This is a genomic window from Pseudomonas sp. NBRC 111132 (genome assembly GCF_001320565.1).
In the GTDB taxonomy this organism is placed as follows: domain Bacteria; phylum Pseudomonadota; class Gammaproteobacteria; order Pseudomonadales; family Pseudomonadaceae; genus Aquipseudomonas; species Aquipseudomonas putida_P.
Map to the genome: position 1 here is coordinate 18319 of NZ_BCBI01000039.1, position 23040 is coordinate 41358.

Consider the following 23040-nt stretch of genomic DNA (forward strand, 5'->3'; position numbering starts at 1 on the left):
TTCAAAGATTGCGCGCAATGACCATGCGCTGAATGTCGCTGGTGCCTTCGTAGATCTGGCAAACCCGAACGTCACGGTAGATCCGCTCCAGCGGGAAGTCGCTCAGATAGCCATAACCGCCCAGGGTCTGCAAGGCATCCGAGCAGACCTTTTCGGCCATTTCCGAGGCAAAAAGCTTGGCCATCGACGCCTCCACCAACGCCGGGCGCCCGGCGTCACGCAGCGCGGCGGCGTGCAGCACCATCTGCCGGGCAACGGCGATTTTCGTCGCCATGTCGGCCAGGCGGAAGGCCACAGCCTGGTGCTCGATCAACGCCTTGCCGAAGCTTTGCCGCTCGTTGGCGTAGTCGCGCGCCACTTCGAACGCGGCCCGGGCCATGCCAACCGCCTGCGAGGCGATACCGATGCGGCCACCTTCAAGGTTGGCCAAGGCTATCTTGTAGCCCTCGCCTTCTGCACCCAGGCGGTTGACCACCGGCACACGCACGTTGTCGAAGACGATCTGGCAGGTGTCGGATGCATGCTGGCCGAGCTTGTCCTCCACCCGCGCCACCTGGTAGCCCGGCGAATCGGTGGGCACGATGAAGGCGCTGATCCCGCGCTTGCCGGCGTCCGGGTCGGTCACGGCAAACACGATCACCACCCCGGCGTTCTGCCCGGAGGTGATGAACTGCTTGCTGCCAGTGAGCACATAGTGGTCACCGTCCAGACGCGCACGGGCCTTCAGGCTGCTGGCATCGGAGCCCGCCTGCGGTTCGGTCAGGGCAAAGGCGCCGAGCATCGCACCGCTGGCCAGCGGGGTGAGAAACCGTGCTTTCTGCTGCTCGGTGCCGAAACGCAGGATCGGCACGCAACCGACCGAGTTGTGCACGCTCATGATGGTCGAGCAGGCCCCATCACCGGCGGCGATCTCTTCCAGGGCCATGGCATAGGCCACATAACCGGTGTCGCTGCCGCCCCACTGCTCCGGCACCAGCATGCCGAACAGGCCCAGCTCGGCCATTTCGTCAATGGCCTCTTTCGGGAACCGATGTTCCTTGTCCCATTGTTCGGCGAACGGTCTCAGGCGCTCCTGGGCGAAGGTACGTACCGCATCGGCTATCTGTTGTTGCTCGTCAGTTACCAGCATGGTTCACCTCAGTACAGGCATTCGACAGCCATGGCCGTGGCCTCGCCACCGCCGATGCAGATGGCGGCCACACCTCGGCGCAGGTTGTTCTGGCGCAAGGCCGACAACAGGGTTACCAGGATGCGAGCGCCAGAAGCGCCAATCGGGTGCCCGAGTGCGCAGGCGCCGCCGTGGATGTTGACCTTTTCGTGGGGCAGGTCGAGGTGCTTCATGGCCGCCAGCGTGACCACCGCAAAGGCCTCGTTGATCTCGAACAAGTCGACTTCTGCCAGGTTCCAACCGGTGCGTTTCAGCAGTTTGTCGATGGCCCCGATCGGCGCGGTCGGGAACAACGCCGGGGCGTCGGCGAAGGCAGCATGGCCATGGATGACTGCCAGGGGCTTGAGGCCGCGCTTGTCAGCTTCGGAGCGGCGCATCAGCACCAGCGCGGCAGCGCCGTCGGAAATCGAACTGGAGTTGGCCGCCGTCACGGTGCCACCTTCACGGAACGCCGGCTTGAGCTGCGGGATCTTGTCCAAGCGCGCCTTGGGCGGCTGCTCGTCATCCTTGATCACGCGTTTTTCCTTGCCCTCGGTGACTTCCACCGGCACGATCTCGGCGGCAAAGCGGCCGCTGCTGATCGCGTCCTGGGCACGGGTCAGCGAGGCGATGGCGAACTGGTCCTGGGCTTCGCGGCTGAAGGCGTTGGCCTGAGCGCAGTCTTCAGCGAAGGTACCCATCAGGCGGCCTTTGTCGTAGGCGTCTTCCAGGCCGTCCATGAACATATGGTCGATGATCTTGCCGTGGCCCATGCGGTAACCACCACGGGCTTTGTCCAGCAGGTACGGGGCATTGGTCATGCTTTCCATGCCCCCCGCTACCACCACGTCTGCAGTGCCGGCCAGCAGCAAGTCATGGGCCATGATCGCGGCTTGCATGCCCGAGCCACACATCTTGTTCAGGGTGGTGCAGGTGGTGTGCTTGTCCAGCCCGGCGCCCAGCGCGGCCTGGCGCGCCGGGGCCTGGCCTTGCCCGGCCGGCAGCACGCAGCCGAACAACACTTGCTCGACACTGGCGGCGCCGATACCGGCGCGCTCCACGGCGCCGCGAATGGCCGCGCTGCCCAGTTGCGGCGCTGTCAGGCTTTTGAGGTCGCCCTGCAGCCCACCCATGGGCGTGCGCACGGCGCTGACGATAACGATCGGGTCATTGGCGAGGGTCATGTTCGTTCTCCTTACTTGGCAGCCATGCGCAGTGCACCGTCGAGGCGGATCACCTCGCCGTTGAGCATGCTGTTCTCGATGATGTGACGGGCCAGTGCGGCGTATTCCTGGGGGCGGCCCAGACGCGGCGGGAACGGCACGCCGGCAGCCAGCGAAGCACGCACGTCCTCGGTCATCCCGGCCATCATCGGTGTTTCGAAGATGCCTGGGGCGATGGTCATCACACGGATACCGAAGCGCGCCAGTTCGCGGGCGGCCGGCAAGGTCAGGCTGGCGATAGCGCCCTTGGAGGCAGCGTAGGCGGCCTGGCCGATCTGCCCGTCATAGGCGGCAATGGACGCAGTGTTGATGATCACCCCGCGTTCGCCCCCCTCGTCGGCAGCCCCTTCGGCCATGGCCGCAGCAGCCAGACGCAGCAGGTTGAAGCTGCCGATCAGGTTGACGTTGATGACCTTGGCGAAGCTGCCCAGGCCATGCGGGCCCTGCTTGCCCAACACCTTCTCGGCACCGACGATGCCGGCGCAATTGACCAGCCCATGCAAGCTGCCAAAGGCGTTGACGGCTGCATCGACCGCCGCCTGGGCAGCCTGCTCGTCGCTGATGTCGGCCACCGCGAAGCGGGCGTTGTCGCCCAGCTCGCGAGCCTTGGCCTCGACGGCCTGGGCATTGAGGTCGACCAGCATGACCTTGGCGCCGGCCTCGACCAGCATCTGAGCAGTAGCGGCACCCAGCCCGGAAGCGGCGCCGCTGACGATGAAGTGTTTGTTGGCTATGTGCATGATCGGTTCCTTTCAGGCGCTGACAGGGGTGGCCTGTTGCGCGTGTTGTTTGGCGACTTCCTGATTACGCAGGATGAAGCGTTGCAGCTTGCCGCTCGGGGTCTTGGGCAGCTCGCTGACGAATTCGATTTCTCTGGGGTAGGCATGCGCGTATAGGCGCTGGCGCACGTGCTGGCGCAAGGTTTCTTCCAGCTCGGCGTTGCCGGCGACGCCGCTGGCCAAGACCACGAAGGCCTTGATCAGCTCGGTGCGCTCCGGGTCCGGTTTGCCGATCACGGCCGCCTCGATCACCGCCGGGTGCTCGATCAACGCACTCTCCACATCGAATGGGCCGACCCGGTAGCCGGAGGTAGTGATCACATCGTCGCTACGGCCGACGAAACTGATGCTGCCATCCTGGTTCAGCTCGACGGTGTCGCCACTGAGGTAGTACTTGCCGACGAACGATTTGGTCGGCAAGCCGTGGTAACCACCGAACCAGCACAGCGGCGACTGCTCGCGATCGACCGCAAGGATGCCCGGCTGGCCGGCAGGTAGTTCGCTACCCTGCTCGTCCAGCACGACAATGCGATGACCGGGGATGGCGAAGCCGGCCGAGCCCAGATGCACCGGGTGCTGCAGGCCATGGTGGTTGCACAGCACCATGCCCAGTTCGGTCTGGCCGTAATGGTCGTGGATGGTGACCCCAAGCTCGTCGGCAAACCAGCGGATCACTTCCGGGTTAAGCGGCTCACCGGCACTGCTGACTACCCGCAGGCGGCCTTTGACGGGCGCCGAAAAAGCACTGCCGGCGGCGATCAACAGGCGGTACGCGGTGGGCGAGCCTGCCAGGTTGGTGATGCCAAGCTTGTCGATGACTCGCGCGCAGCTTTCGACGCTGAACGGGCCATCGTAGAACGTGGTGGCATGGCCCAGCGACAACGGGCCGGTGACCGCGTAGTACAGGCCATAGGCCCACCCCGGGTCGGCCAGGTTCCAGAAGTTGTCTTCGGGGCGCAGGTCGATGGCGTCGCGCATGTAGCCTTGAAACGCGACGATGGCACGCAGAGGCACTTCCAGTGGCTTGGCCGGGCCAGTCGTGCCTGAAGTGAACATGAGCAAGAACGGGTCGTTACCCGCGCGCATGACCGGTTCACAGTCGTCTGCCGCACGCTCAAGGCACTGTTGGAAATCCAGCTCGCCAACGCGAGCCTTGACCGTAATGATCGTCGGGCAGGCATGCACGTCGTCCAGCTTGGCACGGTTTTGGCTGTCGGTGACGACGACACGGGCGTGCGACTGCTCAAGGCGATGCTCGATGGCCTTGGGGCCGAACGCAGTGAACAACGGCTGATACACCGCCCCCAGGCGCCAGGTGGCGAGGATGGTGACAAGCAACTCAGGTGTACGGGGCATTAGACCCGCCACCCGGTCCCCGGCACTCACGCCTTGCGCCTTGAGTACATTGGCAAAACGGGCAGCCTGCACCTTGAGTTGCTCGAAACTGTACCGCTCAGTGTGGCCGTCCCGGTCTTCGTGGATCAGCGCCAGCTTGCCGCCACCGGCATGGCGGTCGCAGCATTCGACACAGGCATTGAGGGCTTCGAGGTTGCCATGCAGTGCCGCAGTAGCGGCCTGCGCAAGGTCGAACGCTCGAGCGGCCTCGGCGTAATCACGCATCGTCGGACTCCTGGTTTCTTGTTTTTGGAGTTGAACCATCGGTCCGACGATGTTCGCGCCGCTCAAGCACGGCGGCAATGGCCAAAGCTGTCAATCTCGATGACCGGTTTGGCCGCCTTGCAGGTCAGCCGTCGCCCCGACTCTCGCCACGCAAGTAGGACTCGGTCAGGCCTGCCTGCAATCGTTCTCTATCGCATTGCTCCTGATCCTCCAGATCCGCGACCTGCGAACGAAGCTGCTCAGCCGAGAGCGGTGGCTGGATAGCGCGCAGGTTCGCCCTGCGCTGGAGATAGTCGGTTCTGAGCGACTCGAACAAGTTCCGGTGCTGCTCACCAAGAAAAGTCTCCCAGAACGCTTGACTCACCAGGCTTTGAGTGCGCGCCTCGATCGTCTCGTTGGCGAGGACAGCCGCAGCCACATCGTTGATGTGTTGATCGCTCAGCGCGACAGCGTTCGGGTAACGCATCGCCCATGGCTGACCAGGCAAATCAAGACGCTCGCGCAAGCGCACACGGTATGCCAGTGACCAGGCCGAGCGCCCCACCTGCTCACCTTCGACACCCTGGCGCAGGATCGCCTGGCGGGCCTGCTGCTGCACCTGGTCAAGACGGTACAGCTGCCGACCGAACGCCATGAGCTGCGCCCGTTGCGTCAGGTCTTGTGCGTCCGCTTCAGCCTTGGCCAACAAGACCTGTACATTCATGTGGCTGAACCGATCGCTGACCATGTCCGAGCAGGAAACCGGTTGATTGGCCGCTTCAAAAACGCGCAACCGCAGCGCTGGACTGACGTCCATCGCCTGCAGCATGGCCCACACATCACGCACAAGTACTTCCCGACCGCCCCCGGCAACTGCTGAAGCATAATCAGCGGTATGCTCCAACCACGCCAGGATACGAAAAAAACCCGCACTGTCTGGTTCGGCCAGCAGACCGTCCCATAGCACTGCGCGCGCAGCGCGGTCGTTTTCGGCAATATGCTGCAGCCACAGGCTGCGCGCATGAGGCAAGTCGACCTTGCCCATCGACTCTGGCAGATGCCCATGCTCCTCAATGGGATCCAGCGCGTACAAGCGTTGCAGTTGACCCCCCCTCAGTGGGTTGCGATCAACGATAAGCCCCCGGCGCCAGGCATAGGGCATTGCAATCACCGCTTCCGGTGGCGTCGGCAATTGGTTGTCGCGCAGATCACAGTGCACCAGCAGGCCGCACAGTTCGATGCGGCTGGGCCAGGCCCCCAGCCGGCAGTGGCGCAGGTTCAGGTGAGTCAGGGCCGAGAGATGGTTGAAGCGTAGGTCGAGGTCTTCCAGACGGTTGTAGCTCAAGTCTAGATGCAACAAGCCAGGCATAGCCTGCAGAATACCGACTGCTTGGGCATTGAGGCGGATCTGGTTATGTGCCAGGCGCAAACGCTGCAATTGCGGCAGATAAGCAATCCCGAGCGGAATGTTGCGCAGTTGGTTGAAGCTCATGTCCAACTCGGTCAGCGCGGTAAACGGGCACAAGAAACTCACTGGCACCGTATCAACCGCAGACTCCTGCAGGCGCAGGCTGGTAATACGGTGGAAATCGATGGCCGCCGGTAACTCCGGCAAACTGCTGAGCTGCACGCCACTCAGCGACAGGCGCTGGCCGGTCACCATGCCTGCATGGTCGTAAATACAGTCGCCCTGCAAGCGCCAGGCACGCAGAATAGCGTCGGCTGATCGCTGGCGAAGCCGCTGGCGCCTTTCGCTCAGCTCTGCGCTGACCCAGCGGTTGAGGTGGCGGATCAACTGATCTTGGTCGTCCTCAAGCTCTACAATGCGCTCATAGGCGGATTGCTGCCTATTCATCAGCAGTGCCTGTTCCTGATCCAGCTGTGCCTCATCCAGCCCTGGATAAAGCTGGCGCAAGCGCTCACGAACACGTGCCGGCAGTGAGTGGCTGTCGCCCGTACCACGGCCACTGAGCAGATAGCCAACCCGGCCATCAGCCAAGCGTCGCCCAGGGTTGAACCACTGCACCTGGGTTGGCCATTGCAACAGTTCGACAACCTCCTGGTGCGTAGCGGGAAGTCGTGCCAGCAGTCGCTGACGTAGCTGCGTTCCCATATCGTTTTCAGCCATGCCAAGCGCCGTGCGGTGCTCAGGTGCCAAGGCCGCGGCAAGCATGTCGTACAGGTTTGCCGAATCACCAGCGCCGAACGGCAACGCACGGCCCAAGCCATCATAGAGATGGAAGCGCCCGTCTTTGCGCACCACTACCCGACGCATCCGGGGGACGCCAGCGGGGCCCACGGCCTTGAGCAAATGCCCGTCCGGTGCGCTTTCACGCAATTGCAGGTCAAGGGCATTGGCAGACACACCGTTGCTGCTTTCCACTTCCTTCTGAAGCAGCGCGAAAGCCAGTTCGCCGGTTTCGTTGCAGTAGCTGCCGGGCAGGTAAAGCCCTTCGAGTGCACGGTTCAATCTGGCCAGACGCAGCAGCGCGCGGGCCTTGCTTGCTAAATTCAGCGTCACACGCCCACCTGACATTGCCAGGAACCGCTCGCCTTCGCTGAACTGCGCCGCCAGCGACTGCGCATAAGCTTCCGGCAAACCGGCAAAGTCCCGCCTTATCAACGTCAGCAGAGCGTCATCGCCAGCTGGCGAACTGCTCAGGTGGTCGAGAAGAGGCCCCCACAGGGCAGCTTGCTGGCGCAGCAGGACGTCGCTGTTGGTGCTGCCAGCACGAGCCTCACACCAGGCGAGCAATGCACTGTCTTGGGTGACAAGCGAGTAGCTGGCCAGACGAGTGAAAAACGCCTCGATACGGGCATGGGCTTCGAAGCGCCGCAAGGTCTCTCGCAAGTTGACAGGCGCCGGTCGGTTTTCCACCAGCACGCCCCGCAACTCCTCGGCATCCACACCGGCTACCCGCAGCACCTGCGCAGCCCGCTGTGCGTCAATGGAAGGATGCTGCGGCCACAGGGTATCGAGCATCATGGCCACGTCGCTCCAGCGCTGCGGCTGGTCCTGCATCAGGCGCCAACTACGCTCGCCGTTGTGCAGCACGGCCGGCCCGTACGCCTTTTCGCCACTGGGGTGACACAAGCGGTAAGGGGCTTCAGGCTCGCTGCGCTGTACCTCATAGTAACGCTGGCCCCTGCGCATCCAGCGCCTGCTCTCGTCGCCGTAGAGCCCATCGTCACGTAGGGCGATGGTGCCTGGGGTCGACTCATAGGCCGTAATGTCATCGGAACCCAACAGGCCACGCCGCCCGCCCACGCTCACAGGCTGCAGGCCATCGACGAAGGCGCTGCGCAGAACGCTCACACCCGCCACGGTCAACGCCGTCGCAGCCACCGTTTCAGCTACACCCAGCATATGCTCCAGGGCTTCGTGCTGGTGCCCACGGGCCCAATCCCTGACGCCCTCGAAAACCTCGCCAAGCGTCTGCACCACCAGCTGACCAAGCAATATTGCCCCTACGACAGGGATGAAAAGCCCCGCCAGGTTGAGCAGATCGAGGCCCGCGGCACGCCAGGCAGCCCGACGCGCACGGGCCGCTGCAGCATCGGCGTCCGCGGTGGGTACCAGCAACAGGCGAGCATCGTCCTTGACTCGCTGCACCTGTTGCGCAGCCAGCGCAGCGAACAGGTCCCCGAAGGCTGTAGGGCCCCTCAACGCCAGGTCGGGCTGTGGATCCGAGAGGCGCGCACTCAGCAGACCAGCGAAGCTCGCCCGCTGTCGCAAGCTGATGAGCTGGGTGAAGTAGTCTCGGTAGCCCTTCTCTTGCAACGTTGCAGCCATTGCAGCGTTCATGGCCTCTGTGGAATCGAAACGGCGCAGCGCCTGCACGGGATCACTGGGCAGGTAGAGCACCACCCCTCGGTCCTGGCCAACAGAGTCTCGCAGGCGAATGAACAGCCCGTCAGCCACACGTTGGCCCAACACCTCCAGCAGGCCAGGGTAACCATGCAGGCCTGTGTCAGAATGGGGGCCACCGCCCTCCACCACCTGCAGCAAGGCATGCTGTACCTGCTCGTCGATGTCACCCTTGAGCATCGCGACTTGCGCAGCCAATGCCAGGCCCGAACGTTTGTCCTGGGCAAGGATGCCCTCGGTGGTGGCATTGAACGTCCGCGCCAGCTCGTCCTGGTAAAGCCGGCCCACATCCAGCGCACGGCATGCTGCAACCAATTGCTCGGGCGTGCCGGTCAGCAAGTCATCTCGCCCCGGGAGAACCAGCCCGGTGCCCAGGAAAAACGATTCGTCAGGGCCGAAATTACCCATCAGCCTCAGCAAACCATCCCGGCGGGTGGCCGAGTAGTGATAGGTCTGCTGAAGCGTACCGGGGAAGGTACCGATGCGCGGTGAAACCTGCAGCCATTCCAGCCCTGCGAGGGTCATGCCTACTGGCAGTGGCTTCACCAGCACACCCTGCAGATGCTGTTGGGCGAACACCTGCAGGGGTTGCAGGGTCTGCGTGAGCCCACGCAAACGGGCCTGGCTGGCCTGATGTGTGTTGAGGCTGGTGCGCAGGGCGATGATCTGGGCCTGGCTGGCCCGTTTCAACCAGTCAGGTAGCCTGGCGGCAATGAAATCATCAGTTGCTTTCTGATGGCTGGTTTCAAGGTTGGAGGTGCTGGAAATCATGGCAATCCCGGGAGCGAAGAATGAGGCTGGCATGCTCGCCAACCTGCTCTGGGCAAGGCACAAGGAAATGCAGCCATGCCCGTGATTCGCCCCCGGTTACATTCACGGCCGCGCCAGCAGCGCTTCGCGAGTCAAGCGCAGGGCCAATGCATTCAGCGCCACTTCACGGTCCTTGCCTATCTGGTTGGCCTGTTGCACGTACGCGGCACTGCCAAGCGTCTCCTTTCGCTCATCCAGTGCCTGCAGTTGCGTGTCGAACTGTTCCTCCAACGCCGCGAAATCTTCGGCCCGCTGCGCGCGCAGTACTGGCAACCAGAAGTCACGTTGGCTGATGAACAGCGCAAGTTCGTCACTCGCTTCCGCCTCCTGCACAGCTTGGTAGACCCTGTCCAGGTCACTGCGGCTCACCCCGGCAATCGCGCGAAACTGCATGGTCCGTGGCTGCCCGATCAGATCGAGCCGCACCGAGAGCCCGACGCGATAGGCAAGGCTGACTTCCACCTCGTCCACGTCTTCAGCATTCGCCAGTTGCGATCGGGACTGGAAGTCCTGCCGCGCAAACGCTTCCACCCGGTCGAGCCGGAAGAGGCGCCGGGCCAACAGCAGCCGCGCATCACGTGTGGTCAACGGATCACCCCCGTCAGTGGCCTGGAGCACCTGTTGGCGCACCTCCAAATGACCGAAGCAACTGGCAACACTGTCTACGCAAGTACGCGGATCGGCCGCCAGTTCGAACAGCTCCTCGCGCATGCGTGTGTCCTGGTTGAGCGCCTCGACCATCGCCCAGACACGTCGGCTTAGATCGGAGCGCACCAGACGGTAGTCCGAGCTCCTGGTCAGCTCATCGAGCAGTTGAAAGAACGCATTGCTTCCCGGCTCACGCTGCAGTGCTTGCCATTGGCGGCGTCGATTTTCAATATCCTCCCCCTCCAGGGTAGCCAGCCAGCCTCACCCTCCCTCACCTCCACCCTGTTGCCGCTTACGCCCACGTGTGCAGGTTGAGCATACAAGCGCTCGGTGACCTGCGCCGACAACGCGTTCCCTTGCACAGCTATTACTCGACGCAGAGGTTCCGGGGCATTGAGCAGGGCCTCTGGCAGGTCGTTGAGCTGGTTGTTGCGCAGATCGGCATGCTCCAGCATCCCCAACCACTCCAACCCTGCCGGCACCCGCCGCAAGCCGCAACGAAACAGCCGCAAATCACGTAGACGGGACAACTGATTGAAATCAAGGCTGATTGCACCCAACGGATTCTCGCTCAAATCAAGCGTTCGCAAATCAGGCAGAGCAGCCAAGGCACTGGACTGGTTTGCCGCCACACGGATCCTGTTGCGCCGCAGATGCAAGTGCCGTAAGCCACGCAGCTGGGTTAGATGTTCAGGCAACGCACTCAAGGCATTGTTGCTCAGGTCCAGACGCCGCACGGCAGGGAAGCTGCGTAGAAAACCTGGCGGCAGCGCCTCCAGACGCAACCCCACCAGCAGCAGGTCGATCACATGAGCGAAGTCGGTACCGGCGGGTATGCTTGGCAGCTCCCCCACCGACCACGCGACGATACTCAGGCGCAAGCCGGCCGTCTCACCATTGCCATCGACTACCTCCTCACCCTCCAGCCGCCAGACACGCCGGAAAGCATCGGCAACCTCCTGCCGGGTGTTTCTCGCACGGGCCGAGACGGCCTCCGTCCAGGTTTGCAAATGCTCATCCAGGCGCTGATATTCCTGCTCCATGCGCAGCAGGCTCGAATAGGCCGAGCCAGCAGAGCGCATGAGCGTCCGCAGGAAGCGCTCGACCTCTTGCTCGTCGAAAGCTGGGTAAAGGCTGCGAATCCGCTGGCGCATGACCTGCCCTGACGGCACTGACGATGTGGCCCGCCCACTGAGCAGGTAACCGACCCGGCCGTCAGCAAGGCGCTGCAAGGACGACGCGAGCGGGCGTGCTTCGCGCCAGCCAAGCAGACGCAGCAACGCCTGCCGTTGCGCTGGCACCCAGCCTTGCATCGACGCCCGGATACGTGCCGGGACATCATCACCCACCCAGCCCTGACGCTGCCGATAGGCTTCAGGAAGGCAAGCGGCCAACACTTCGAAGATGCCTCGTGGCTCGGCGGCTTCCAGCCCACTGCGCAGCCCGTTTTCGTCGTATAGATCGAAGGCGCCTTCTCGCCATACCAGTACCAGGCTGCGCTGACCCCGCGTTTCGGGAAACAGCATCGCCAGCACTCGACCGTTCTCGGACTGGTCACGCTGTATCAGATTGAACGGGAGCTGCGTCAGGCCATGTCGTCGTAGCAACACAAACAGCAGTTCAACTGCATCGGCGTGGTAACTGCCCCTCAGGTGCAGCGCCTCGCGCAGTCGGACCAGACGGGCTTCCTGTAGCAGGCTACGCGCTCGCTCCATCAAGGCCAGTGGCAGCCGCGCTTCGGTGCGCATGCGTGTGCGCATCGTTTCATCGGCCTGTTGCAGCACCTCGAGCGCATAGGCATCAGGGAGTGTCGGAAAGTCTCTTTTCACCAGGCTCAGCGCCTCGTCATCGCCGAGGTACTGGGTGGAGAAGTGCTCCAGCAGCGGCCCTCGCAGGCTAACTTCACGCGCGTGGAGCGAAGCCACCTGCTCATCCAGTGGCAAGCCTGCCAATTGCAGCCTATCGACACACCACTGCCAGAGCTCAGTATCGCTTTCGTTCGGCGTCATCGCCTGGAAGAAACGTTGTGCTCGCGCATCCACCGAAAATCGTTCCAGCGTATCGCGCAAGCAGACTGGCAGACGTCGCCCCTCCACCAACAGGCCACGCAGGTGCGCCTCATCGACATCGGCAACCTTGAGAATCTGCGTAACACGCTCGCTACCCAAATCCCTTGCCGATGGCCATAGACGGCTCAGCAGCTTCGTCTCACCCTGCCATTCCAATGGGCGTTCGAAGGTCAGGCGCCAAGCACGTTCGCCATTGCCTCGCAAGGCCGGCCCATAGGTATCATGGCCGTCCCGATGCAAAAGACGCCAGTTCCCCCTGGCGTCCTGCCGCACGCGGTAATAACCCTGCTCGTCACGCCACCAGTGGCCGCTACCATCGCTGTACAACCCGTTATCCTGCTCGATCAGCGGCTCGCTGGGCTTGACCTGGCGGTAGGGTTGCAGATCGCATCGCCACAAACGTTGCCCGCCCGCTTCGGTGGTGACCGGCTCCAGCACATCGAAAAACGGGCTGCGGGCAAGGGCGACGCCTCCCGCCACCAGCCCCGTGGCGGCAAGGTCGCTGGCCAGTTGCAGCAGGTGGTCAACGGCTTCGTGCTGATGCCCTTGGCTCCAGTCCTTGACGCCCTCATAGACGTGGCCAAGCAGCTGCCGCCCCCAGTCAAGCAGCAAGAGTTCGCCTATTCCTGGCACAAAAAAACTCGCCAGGCCGAGCAGCGCAAGGCCTGCGCTTTCAAGGTCCTTCAGACGCTGGGCAGCCGCGGCGGCATCGGCCTGTGCCGTGGGTACGGCCATAAAGCGTGCGTCGCTCTTGATTCGCCGCACGTGCCAGGCAGCCATGTCACTGATTCCCGCAGCCGAACCTCGTTCAACGGCGGGGTCCAGATCGGGGCTGCTATCGAGCAGACGCGTCCCGAGCAATGTCATGTACTTCACCCGATCTTCAAGGGTGATACGGCGCTCGATGCCCTGCCGGTAACCGTCATTTGCAAAAGCCGCGACCAATGCCTGATTGGCCGCCTGCCACCCATCGAAATAACGCAGTGGCTGCTCAACATCATCAGGCAGGTACAACAATACCCCAACAGTCTGTTCCGGCGACGGAAACGGGCTGCTGGGTTTACCCCACGAAAAGAGCAGTTCAAATGCAAGCGCGCCATCCACCCGGCACCCCAGCACCTTCAGGCCACCGACCACTACGCGCGTGCTACGGGGGTGCGTGATGGGTGTACCCGCTAGCGCTTGGCGCAGCAGGCGCAATTCATCGTCACCCAGCTGGCGCTTCATGGCCGCTATCTCGAGCGCCAACGCCAATTCGCAGCGTTTGTCCGCGACCAGATCGCGCTCGAAGTCACTGGTCAACACCTGCGCCAAATGTCGCTGGTAGGCTGCGCCTACATCCGTTTGCCGGCACAGGCTGACAAGGCCTTCAATGTCACTGCTCAGGGTCGCTTCGCCGCTAGCCCCCTGGTGGGCGGCCTGCACCAGCGCAGTGTCGGAGAAGAACGATTCAGCCTCCTTGAAGTTCTGCATCATTTTTTGCAGCGCAGGTACCCTGACGAAGTAAGAGGTGAACTCCCGCACCGTCCCTTGCACGATTTTCAAGCGCCTGCGCTCTTCTCGCCAAGTCGCCTGGTCAAGGTCGAGCGTCAACCCCATCCGGGCCTGCATGGCCTGTTCGAGCTGCTGCTTGGCGAACGTGTGCAAAGGCTGGAGTTGCCGCGTCACGGCAGCCACGCGGCGCTGGCTCGCATGGTGCGCTGCCACCTTGCTGCGCAGTGTATTGAGTTGCCGTGGCGTGGCATTGCTCAGCCAAGCGGGCAGTTGCTCGGCAATGAACTCCCTATCGGCATTCTGTTCTTTGGGATTGACTTGAGTCTGCGGCATGTCGGTCTCCTTACGATGGAAAAACCGACAACCTGCCTGCACGCCAGTGTCAGCGGCAGTGGGAACCACCACCCTTCAACCCGCCGCCCCTTGGGCCTGAATCAGTGCACGGTAGTGCCCAGGGTTGCAACCGAACCACTTGCGAAATGCCTTGTAGAACGAACTGCCATCGGCAAACCCAAGGCGCTCGGCAATTTCCCCCATGGGCGCTTCGACCTGGCTTAACCAGGCGATGGCCAGCTCACGCCGGACACTGTCCTTGAGCACCTGGTAACTCTGCCCCTCCTCCGCCAGCCGACGGCGCAAGGTGGACGGGGACAGGCACAATTGTCGTGCCAGGGCATCGGCATCCGGCCAGCAGGACGGGTCCAATTGCAGCAAGTCGGCGCGGATACGCCGCCCCAGGCTGGCCGGGTCACGGTACTTGACCAGGATGTTGCCGGGCGCCTCGGCCAGAAAGCGCTGCAGGTCCTCAGAGCTGCGGCGCAGCGGCACGTCGAGGCAGTCGGCACTGATGATCATGCGAGTACGTGGCCGCTCGAACTGCAGGTTCTCGGAAAACATCACCCGGTAATCGTCACAATACGGTGGTTCGGCACAGCGCAGCTCAATGGCCAGAATGGCAATGCGTCGCCCGGCCAGCCAGCAGGCCACTCCATGCACGATCATCCAGAATGTGAAATAGGTGAACGCACGCCGTGGCAGGTCGCGCGGCTCATTGATGACAATTTCCGCCAGGCCCTGCTGACGCACCAGGCTTGGCTGCAGGTCTTCGAGCATCAGCGAAAGAAACGCCAGCGCGGTTTCCAGGCCCTCGCCCAAAGTTGGCTGTGCCATGCTCGCCCGGCACAGGAACGCCAGGCTGCCGCTGCGCAGGCCGCGCGGGTCCATGGCGAAGAATTCGTCATTGCAACGCCGCGCCAGCAAGCGCCAGAGCCGGGCATAGGCCTCGGCACTGACGCGAGCATCCGGGGCTTGCAACTGCCCGGCATCGATACCGGCGCGCGCCAGCAACGCAGCATCCGGCTCGCCTGCCGGGCAGGTCTGCAACAGGGCCTCGCGCACCAGTTGCATGGAAATGGTGTCTTTCTCGCTCATCAGCAGTCCATCAGGTTATGTCGGCATCTTAGGCCGGCTCAGAGGCTGGCCGCCAGGCCCAGGAATGCCTGGATCAAGCGTAACTCACGACGCCGTTCAAGGCAGCCGACCATGTGCTGGTTGACCAGGCCCTGCCCAGCCAGCGGCCGCGCCACCACTCGGGGGTCGTTGGCCACTTCCGTGGACGACACCACACCAATGCCAAGCTGCGATGCCACCGCCTCGGTAACCGCCTCACGGCTGTCCAGCTCCAGCTGCACACGTGGCTGCACACCGGCAGTGCCGCAGGCCTTGTCGAAGGTGCGCCGGGTAGTCGAACTGGGCTCGCGCAGCACCATGATCTGCTGGTGCAGCTCGGCCAGGGGTAAGTCACCTTCGCCATCGGCCCACGCATGCCCCGCTGGCAACAGCGCGCATAGTCGCGATTCACACAGGTTCTGCAGATACAGGCCCTTACGCGGTTCGATCTCGGTCAGCACCGCCACATCGGCATGTTCGGACAACAGCGCAGCCAGCGTCTCCTGTGCGTTGCCCAGGCGCAAGTTGACGGTGATGCCAGGGTAGCGTTCGCGCAACTGCGCCAGCATGGGCATGACCCGGTGCGGACCGTCGGCGGCGACCTCCAGGCGCCCGGTCAGCAACTGGCGGTTGGCCTCGAGCATGGCTTGCGCTTCTTCAGCCAGACCGAACATGGCGCGGGTAATGGCCGCCAGGCGGGTACCCTCTTCGGTCAGTTCCACTCGCCGTGCAGTACGCCGCAGCAAGGTGATCTGGTAATGCTCCTCCAGTGCCTTCACATGCCCGGTCACCGCCGGCTGGCTGATGAACAGACGCTCGGCAGCACGGGTAAAGCTGCCCTCACGGGCCACGGCATCGAAAGCGCGCAACTGGAACAGGTTCATAATTATCGGCCTGACTTATAGCTGGGATAACAACAAACAATTTGATTGATGGCAGCGTGAATTGCAACCTAGGCCCCATAGTTTCAGCCCACCGCTTGTGAGGAATAACGGAATGAGCAACGCCCCGATTCTGCTGACCCCAGGTCCCCTGACCACATCAATCCGCACCCGCCAAGCCATGCTGGTGGACTGGGGCTCCTGGGACCGCGACTTCAATCAACTGACCGCCAGTGTGTGCGAGCAACTGCTGGCGATCATCGACGGCAGCGCCAGCCACCACTGCGTGCCGCTGCAAGGCAGCGGCACCTTCGCCGTGGAAGCGGCCATCGGCACCCTGGTGCCACGCGATGGCAAGGTGCTGGTGCTGATCAATGGCGCCTATGGCCAGCGCCTGGCGAAGATCTGCAAAGTGCTGGGCCGTCCCTACAGCACCTTCGAAACCGCCGAAGACCAGCCGACCACCGCCGCCGACGTCGACCGCCTGCTGGCCGCCGACCCCGCCGTGACCCACGTTGCGCTGATCCACTGCGAAACCAGCACCGGCATTCTCAACCCGTTGCCCGAAATCGCTCAGGTGATCAAACGCCACGGAAAACGCCTGATCATCGATGCCATGAGTTCGTTCGGCGCGCTGCCGATCGACGCCCGCGAAATTCCCTTCGAGGCGCTGATCGCCGCTTCCGGCAAGTGCTTGGAAGGCGTCCCAGGCATGGGCTTCGTCTTCGCCGAAAAAACCGCTCTGGCCGCTGCCGAAGGCAATGCCCACTCGCTGGCCATGGACCTGCACGACCAGCACGCCTACATGGCCAAGACCGGCCAGTGGCGCTTCACCCCGCCCACCCACGTGGTCGCGGCCCTGCATGAAGCGCTGCAGCAATACAACGAGGAAGGTGGCCTGCCGGCTCGCCACCAGCGCTACGCCGACAACTGCAAGACGCTGCTCGACGGCATGGCTGCCATTGGCCTGCGCAGCTTCCTGCCGGCCGAGATCCAGGCGCCGATCATCGTCACCTTCCACGCACCGAACGATGCCCGCTATCAGTTCAAGGACTTCTATGAGCGGGTCAAGGCCAAGGGTTTCATCCTCTACCCAGGCAAGCTGACCCAAGTCGAAACCTTCCGCGTCGGCTGCATCGGTGTGGTCGGGGCGGACGGCATGCAGGCCGCCGTGAATGCCGTAGCCCAAGTGCTGCGGGAAATGGAAGTGCTGGACATCTGACCCTTTGCCCACCCGAATTCAGGAATTAGCGCACATGAACTACAGCAACCCAACCCAGCTGCAAGCCGCCATCCTCGACTGGGCCGGCACCGTGGTCGATTTCGGCTCCTTCGCTCCAACCCAGATCTTCGTCGAAGCCTTCGCCGAATTCGATGTGCAGGTGTCCATCGAAGAAGCCCGTGGCCCGATGGGCATGGGCAAATGGGACCATATCCGCACCCTGTGCGACGTGCCGGAAATTGCCGAGCGCTACCGCAAGGTGTTTGGCCGTACCCCGACCGACGATGACGTCACGGCCATCTACAACCGCTTCATGCCGCTGCAAATCGAGAAGATCGCCGTACATTCGGCACTGATCCCTGGTGCCCTTGAGACCTTGACCGGTCTGCGCCAGGACGGGCTGAAGATCGGCTCATGCTCGGGCTACCCGAAAGTGGTCATGGACAAGGTGGTGGAACTGGCAGCACAGAACGGCTACGTGGCGGACCACGTGGTGGCCACCGACGAAACCCCGAACGGCCGGCCGTGGCCGGCCCAGGCCCTGGCCAACGTGATCGCGCTGGGCATCGACGATGTAGCGGCCTGCGTGAAGGTCGACGACACCGTGCCAGGCATTCTCGAAGGCCGCCGTGCCGGCATGTGGACCGTGGCGCTGGTGTGCTCGGGCAACGCGCTGGGGCTGACCTGGGAAGGTTTCCGGGCACTGAGTGCCGAGAAACTGGAAAGCGAGCGCCAACGCATCCATGCGCTGTTCGCCGGTTCCCGCCCGCACTACCTGATCGACACCATCAATGAACTGCCCGAAGTGATTGCCGACATCAACCGGCGCCTGGCCAAAGGCGAGATGCCGCAAACCTTCTGACCCGTCCATGGGGCCGCTTCGCGGCCCTTTTCAGTCAACCATCTCGCGACTGATCTGGGTTGCTTTTCAGCCTGAATCTGTACATTGAGTTGCCGCCGCAAGTTGCCAAAAATGGGCCATCCCTGTTCTGAGATGCCCAACCCCCGATGAGCACACACACCCGCAACAGCCGTCTCACCGTGCCGCAACTGGTGGCCATGAAAGGCCGACAGAAGATCGTTTCGCTCACCGCTTACTCAAGCTCGATCGCACGGGTGATCGATCCGCTGGTCGACTTCATCCTGGTCGGCGACTCCACCGCCATGGTCGGCTATGGCCGCCCGTCCACACTGGGTATGCGCCTGGACGAAACCATCGCCCATACCCGCGCCGTGGTCGACAGCACCCGCCTGGCCTGCGTGATCGCCGACATGCCGTTCGGCAGTTATCAGGAATCCCACGAGCAGGCGTTTCGCAATTGTGCCCAAGTATTGGCCAGCACCGGCTGCGACGCACTCAAGCTGGAAGCGAACCAGGCGTTGGCCAGCACCGTCGAGTTCCTGGTCGCAAGAGGGATACCGATCATGGCGCACATCGGCCTGATGCCGCAGTTCGTCAATGCCATGGGCGGCTACAAAGCCCAGGGGTTGAGCCCGGACAGCGCTGCAGCGTTACGGGCCGACGCGCAAGCCAACCTGCACGCTGGCGCTTTCAGCCTTTTGCTGGAAGGCGTAGCCGAACCCGTGGCCCGCGCCATCACCCAGGCCACCGACAAACCCACTGTCGGCATTGGCGCTTCCCCCGCCTGCGATGGCCAGGTGCTGGTCACCGAAGACCTGCTAGGGCTCGGTGGCGCGCACGTGCCACGCTTCGTCAAGCAGTATGCCGACCTCGGCCTGGCAATCCGTGAAGCCTGCGCCCGCTACGCTGATGAGGTGCGCGACGGCACCTTCCCTGCCATGCACCATTGTTACGGAGTGTGAAGTTCATCCTCGATGGCCTTGACCAGGCATTGCAGCGCCTGGGCGATATCCTTGCTCCAGTCCACCGTGCAGCACAGCCGCAGATGACTGCGCCAAAGGCCGCACTGGCTGAAAATTTCACCGGGCGCAATGACGATACGCTGCGCCAGCAACCGCTCGAAGACCCGGCGCATATCCACCGGCCGGGTCGCCTGCAGCCACAGGCTGGCCCCGCCCTGCGACTCGGCGATGCGCAGGCAGCCCTGGCCGTGCGCTTCCAGTAGCCGCCTCATCTGCTGTAAACGCTCGCGCAACTTCGGCAGCAAACGCTGCACATGCAACTCGACCCGACGCGAGGTGAAAAGCCGGGCGATGGCCCTTTGGCGGATCGGCGACAAGCGAAAGGCTCGTTCCAGGAACAGCTGCTGAAAGCGTTCGGTCTGCTTGCGACAAAGCAGGTAGCCAAAGGGCGCCTCTGCGCCAATCAGTTTGTCGAAGGTCGAAAACACCAGCAGCCGGTCAGGGTCGGCGAAGTCCCGGTAGCGCGGTGCTCCGGCGTGGAAGCACAACTCGCCGTAGCCATCGTTTTCAAACAGCCACACAGCGTGCTTGGCAAGCCAGCGGCAGACCAGCTGCTTGTCTGACGCAGGCATCAGACCACCCTGGGGTACGTTGGCCGCCGACGACAGCACGGCCAGGCGTATCGGCTGATCGCGCAACAGCCGGTGAACCTGCTGCAAATCGAAACGCCCGTCATCACCCAAGGGCACTTCGATGATGGTCATGCGCGCAGCCTGCAATTGCCTCAGCACTGCCCAGTTGCAGGGCGACTCCACCAATGCCAGCTGGCCTTCGAGGCCCAGGGCGCGTAAGGACACTTCCAGCACACTGCGCAGGTCCGCGCCGATGAACACGTGATCGGCGCTCCAGTACTGCTGTGCCGAGCGGGTGTAGTGGTCGGCCAGTACCGTGCGCAACTCGGGCTCACCGAAGGGCTGATACAGCGGCGCCAAAGAATGCGGGTATTGACGCGCCAGTTCGCGCTCGATCATCAGCAGCGGCTGCTGCAGCGACAGCAACATGGCCGGCGCATCGCTGCCCAAGGCCAACATACCCGGCTGTCGGGCGCTGGCGAATACGGTGTCGAGCAGGTTTTCCGAATGCAGCACACAGATGGCGGTGGGACGGGCTCGGCTGAAGTAGCCCTGCTTTGGCCGAGCATACACCCGCCCTTCGTCTTCGAGCAGCGCATAGGCGTACTGGGTACTCGATACCGAAACATGCAATTGCCGCGCAAGCTGGCGCAGCGACGGCAGACGCTGCTCCACATCGGCAGGTGCGGCCTCGATCCTGTCGAGCAAGTAGCGGTAGACCGCCTGGTAGGTAAAGTTGGGCTTGTCGATTTGGCTGTTTTCCATAACGGCGCCAGGGACGGCATTGAACCCAACCTTGGGCACGTCGGTAAACCCCTACTGGGGTAATTGCACCTGGGGTTTGGTTGCCGCGAAGATCCCCCAGCTGGACATGAACAGCGCCGCGATCAATGGCCCGATCACGAAGCCGTTGAGGCCGAACACCGCCAGCCCGCCCAGGGTCGACACCAGGATCAGATAGTCTGGCATGCGTGTGTCCTTGCCCACCAGGATCGGCCGCAGCAGGTTGTCCACCAGGCCGATCACCAGCACACCGAACGCGGTCAGGATCACCCCAGGCAGTATCGCCCCAGTCAGCAGGAAATACGCGGCCACCGGCGCCCAGACGATCCCAGCGCCTACCGCCGGCAGCAGCGACAAGAACGCCATCAGCACCGCCCACACCAATGCACTCGGAATATCCAGCACCCAGAAGATTAAACCGCCCAGCGCGCCCTGGGTAATGGCCACCAGCACGTTGCCTTTCACGGTCGCCCGCACCACACGGTTGAACTTCAGCTGCAAACGGCGCTTCTGGTGCTCAGGCAGTGGCACGGCCAGCCGCACCCGACGGGCCACCTCGGGCCCTTCACGCAGGAAGAAGAACAGCAGGTACATCATGATGCCAAAACTGATCACGAACTCGAATGTGCCCTGGCCAAAACTGAACGCCTGGCTAGCCAGTGCCTGGCTACCCTGGGTTGCCCACTTGGTGATCTTGTCGCGCAACCCGTCGAGGTTGCCCATGCCCATGTTGTCCAGGCCATGCTGGGCGAATGCCGGGAGCATGTCCTTGCCGTGCTCGACGTATCCGGCGATGTCCAGTTGCCCGCTTTCGATGCGCTGGTACAGCGTGGCGCCCTCTTGTACCAGCAGCGCACTGGTGATGATCACCGGCAGGATCGCCACCAGCAGGCACACCAGTGTGGTCGCGGCGGCGGCCAGGTTGCGCCGCCGTCCGAAACGTATCAGCAGGTGGCGCTGCAGCGGGGCGAACAGGATGCCAAGGATCACCGCCCAGAAGATGGCGCCGTAGTACGGCAGCAGGATCCAGAAGAAGGCGATGGTCACCAGCGCCAGGAGTACGGCCAGGGCTTTGTTCTGTAGCGCGGTTTCGTTCATCGCAGGTTCTCGCGTGGCTTCTGGGATATTAGTGCTCACCGGCTGGCTAAAAGTGCCGTTACTCCCTTGATGCAAATCAATACGCGTGTTTGCCACTGGCCCTAGCATCCGCGCCTTTTGCCCCGGTGCGCACATGAACCCTACCGCCAAGCCCGAATTGCTGGCCCCCGCCGGCACCCTCAAGACCATGCGCTACGCCTTTGCCTACGGCGCCGACGCGGTCTACGCCGGCCAGCCGCGCTACAGCTTGCGAGTGCGTAACAACGAATTCGACCACGCCAACCTGGCGCTGGGCATCCAGGAGGCACACGCCCTGGGCAAGCGCTTCTACGTGGTGGTCAACATCGCCCCGCACAATGCCAAGCTCAAGACATTCCTCAAGGACCTGGCGCCCGTGATCGAGATGGCGCCAGACGCGCTGATCATGTCCGACCCCGGCCTGATCATGCTGGTGCGCCAGCACTTCCCGCAGATGCCGGTACACCTGTCGGTGCAGGCCAACACAGTCAACTGGGCCAGTGTGCAATTCTGGCAGCAGCTGGGCCTGAGCCGGGTGATCCTGTCGCGGGAGCTGTCGCTGGAAGAGATCGAAGAAATTCGCCAGCAGGTGCCGGACATGGAGCTGGAGGTGTTCGTCCACGGCGCCCTGTGCATGGCCTACTCCGGCCGCTGCCTGCTGTCGGGCTACCTCAACAAGCGTGACGCCAACCAGGGCACCTGCACCAACGCCTGCCGCTGGAAGTACGACGCCACGCCCGCCACCGAGAACGCCACCGGCGATATCGTGCGCGAAGTGCAGCCCACCCTGGGCCTGGGCGCCCCTACCGAGCAGGTATTCCTGCTGCAGGAAAGCAACCGCCCTGGCACTGAAATGCCGGCGTTCGAAGATGAACACGGCACCTACATCATGAATGCCAAGGACCTGCGCGCCATCCAGCACGTCGAGCGCCTGGCCGGGATGGGCGTGCATTCGTTGAAAATCGAGGGCCGCACCAAATCGCACTTCTACTGTGCCCGCGCAGTGCAGTCGTATCGCCAGGCGATCGACGACGCGGTGGCCGGGCGGCCATTCGACCGCGCCCTGATGGGCAACCTCGAATCGCTCGCACAACGCGGCTACACCGAAGGCTTCCTGCGCCGCCACGTGCACGACGAGTACCAAAACTACCAGCGCGGCAATTCCGTGTCCGAGCGTCAGCAGTTCGTTGGCGAGTTGACCGGCGTGCGCGTCGACGGCCTGGCCGAGGTCAAGGTGAAAAACCGCTTCGCCGTGGGCGACCACCTGGAGTTGATGACCCCGCGCGGCAATTACCACTTCGACCTGCACCGCCTGTGCGACCGCCAGCAGCAGGCCATCGAGGTGGCGCCGGGCGATGGCCATGTGGTGTATCTGCCGATCCCGGAGCAGGTAACCCTCGACTACGGCCTGCTGATGCGCGACCTCGGCGCTGACGAGGCCGCAAGCTGACAGCGCTGTAATGTGCACCTCAGCTGCCTGACAGGCGGCGGCAGCG

15 protein-coding genes are annotated in these 23040 nt (G+C 63.2%); 4 read left to right on the forward strand and 11 right to left on the reverse strand.

Features of this window, described 5'->3' with window-relative positions; all coding sequences use genetic code 11:
- Position 1 precedes the first annotated feature (1 nt).
- The 9 genes from APH35_RS18525 to APH35_RS18560 all read right to left on the reverse strand — a co-directional run bounded on the left by APH35_RS18525 (position 2) and on the right by APH35_RS18560 (position 15970).
- Positions 2 to 1129, reverse strand: a complete 1128-nt coding sequence (locus APH35_RS18525) for an acyl-CoA dehydrogenase (protein ID WP_060492964.1) — start codon at positions 1127 to 1129, stop codon at positions 2 to 4.
- An 8-nt stretch (positions 1130 to 1137) separates the two neighbouring features.
- Entirely contained in the window at positions 1138 to 2331 is a 1194-nt protein-coding gene (locus APH35_RS18530) for an acetyl-CoA C-acyltransferase (RefSeq protein WP_060515237.1), read from the reverse strand.
- Between the two features lie 11 nt (positions 2332 to 2342).
- Positions 2343 to 3110, reverse strand: coding sequence for an SDR family NAD(P)-dependent oxidoreductase (locus APH35_RS18535; protein WP_060492965.1), 768 nt, complete (start codon positions 3108 to 3110; stop codon positions 2343 to 2345).
- Between the two features lie 12 nt (positions 3111 to 3122).
- Positions 3123 to 4769, reverse strand: a complete 1647-nt coding sequence (locus tag APH35_RS18540) for an acyl-CoA synthetase (RefSeq protein WP_012271501.1) — start codon at positions 4767 to 4769, stop codon at positions 3123 to 3125.
- Positions 4770 to 4893: 124 nt separating this feature from the next.
- A complete protein-coding gene (locus tag APH35_RS18545) occupies positions 4894 to 9420 on the reverse strand; it encodes an NEL-type E3 ubiquitin ligase domain-containing protein (protein ID WP_082425828.1) in 4527 nt (1508 codons plus the stop codon).
- Between the two features lie 69 nt (positions 9421 to 9489).
- The gene (locus APH35_RS29440) at positions 9490 to 10329 is read right to left on the reverse strand and encodes an NEL-type E3 ubiquitin ligase domain-containing protein (RefSeq protein WP_306303416.1); all 840 of its coding nucleotides are present in this window, start codon (positions 10327 to 10329) and stop codon (positions 9490 to 9492) included.
- The gene (locus tag APH35_RS18550; protein ID WP_256213794.1) at positions 10224 to 13970 is read right to left on the reverse strand and encodes a leucine-rich repeat domain-containing protein; all 3747 of its coding nucleotides are present in this window, start codon (positions 13968 to 13970) and stop codon (positions 10224 to 10226) included. The genes APH35_RS29440 and APH35_RS18550 overlap by 106 nt, the downstream gene beginning before the upstream one ends.
- Positions 13971 to 14045: 75 nt before the next feature.
- The gene (locus APH35_RS18555; RefSeq protein ID WP_012271498.1) at positions 14046 to 15068 is read right to left on the reverse strand and encodes an AraC family transcriptional regulator; all 1023 of its coding nucleotides are present in this window, start codon (positions 15066 to 15068) and stop codon (positions 14046 to 14048) included.
- A gap of 38 nt (positions 15069 to 15106) precedes the next feature.
- Complete coding sequence (locus APH35_RS18560; RefSeq protein ID WP_060492968.1) at positions 15107 to 15970, reverse strand: LysR substrate-binding domain-containing protein; 864 nt, start codon at positions 15968 to 15970, stop codon at positions 15107 to 15109.
- 112 nt (positions 15971 to 16082) lie between these two features.
- On the opposite strand from APH35_RS18560, the gene APH35_RS18565 reads away from it, so the two are divergent.
- The 3 genes from APH35_RS18565 to panB all read left to right on the forward strand — a co-directional run bounded on the left by APH35_RS18565 (position 16083) and on the right by panB (position 19013).
- Positions 16083 to 17189 (forward strand): 2-aminoethylphosphonate--pyruvate transaminase, encoded by a 1107-nt coding sequence (locus APH35_RS18565; protein WP_012271496.1) that lies wholly within the window; start codon positions 16083 to 16085, stop codon positions 17187 to 17189.
- A 34-nt stretch (positions 17190 to 17223) separates the two neighbouring features.
- Entirely contained in the window at positions 17224 to 18051 is an 828-nt protein-coding gene (gene phnX, locus APH35_RS18570; protein ID WP_060492969.1) for a phosphonoacetaldehyde hydrolase, read from the forward strand.
- Between the two features lie 146 nt (positions 18052 to 18197).
- Positions 18198 to 19013 (forward strand): 3-methyl-2-oxobutanoate hydroxymethyltransferase, encoded by an 816-nt coding sequence (panB, locus tag APH35_RS18575; RefSeq protein ID WP_060515238.1) that lies wholly within the window; start codon positions 18198 to 18200, stop codon positions 19011 to 19013.
- On the opposite strand, the gene APH35_RS18580 is transcribed toward panB, so the two are convergent.
- Together APH35_RS18580 and APH35_RS18585 are read right to left on the reverse strand one after the other, a co-directional pair.
- The gene (locus tag APH35_RS18580) at positions 19001 to 20410 is read right to left on the reverse strand and encodes an aminotransferase-like domain-containing protein (protein ID WP_060515239.1); all 1410 of its coding nucleotides are present in this window, start codon (positions 20408 to 20410) and stop codon (positions 19001 to 19003) included. The genes panB and APH35_RS18580 overlap by 13 nt on opposite strands.
- Positions 20411 to 20461: 51 nt before the next feature.
- Positions 20462 to 21526 carry an AI-2E family transporter gene (locus APH35_RS18585; RefSeq protein WP_012271492.1) on the reverse strand — a complete coding sequence of 355 codons (1065 nt, stop codon included), beginning with the start codon at positions 21524 to 21526 and terminating at the stop codon, positions 20462 to 20464.
- A gap of 133 nt (positions 21527 to 21659) precedes the next feature.
- Between APH35_RS18585 and trhP the strand changes: the two genes are divergently transcribed.
- Entirely contained in the window at positions 21660 to 22994 is a 1335-nt protein-coding gene (trhP, locus tag APH35_RS18590; protein ID WP_060492971.1) for a prephenate-dependent tRNA uridine(34) hydroxylase TrhP, read from the forward strand.
- Positions 22995 to 23040 lie beyond the last annotated feature (46 nt).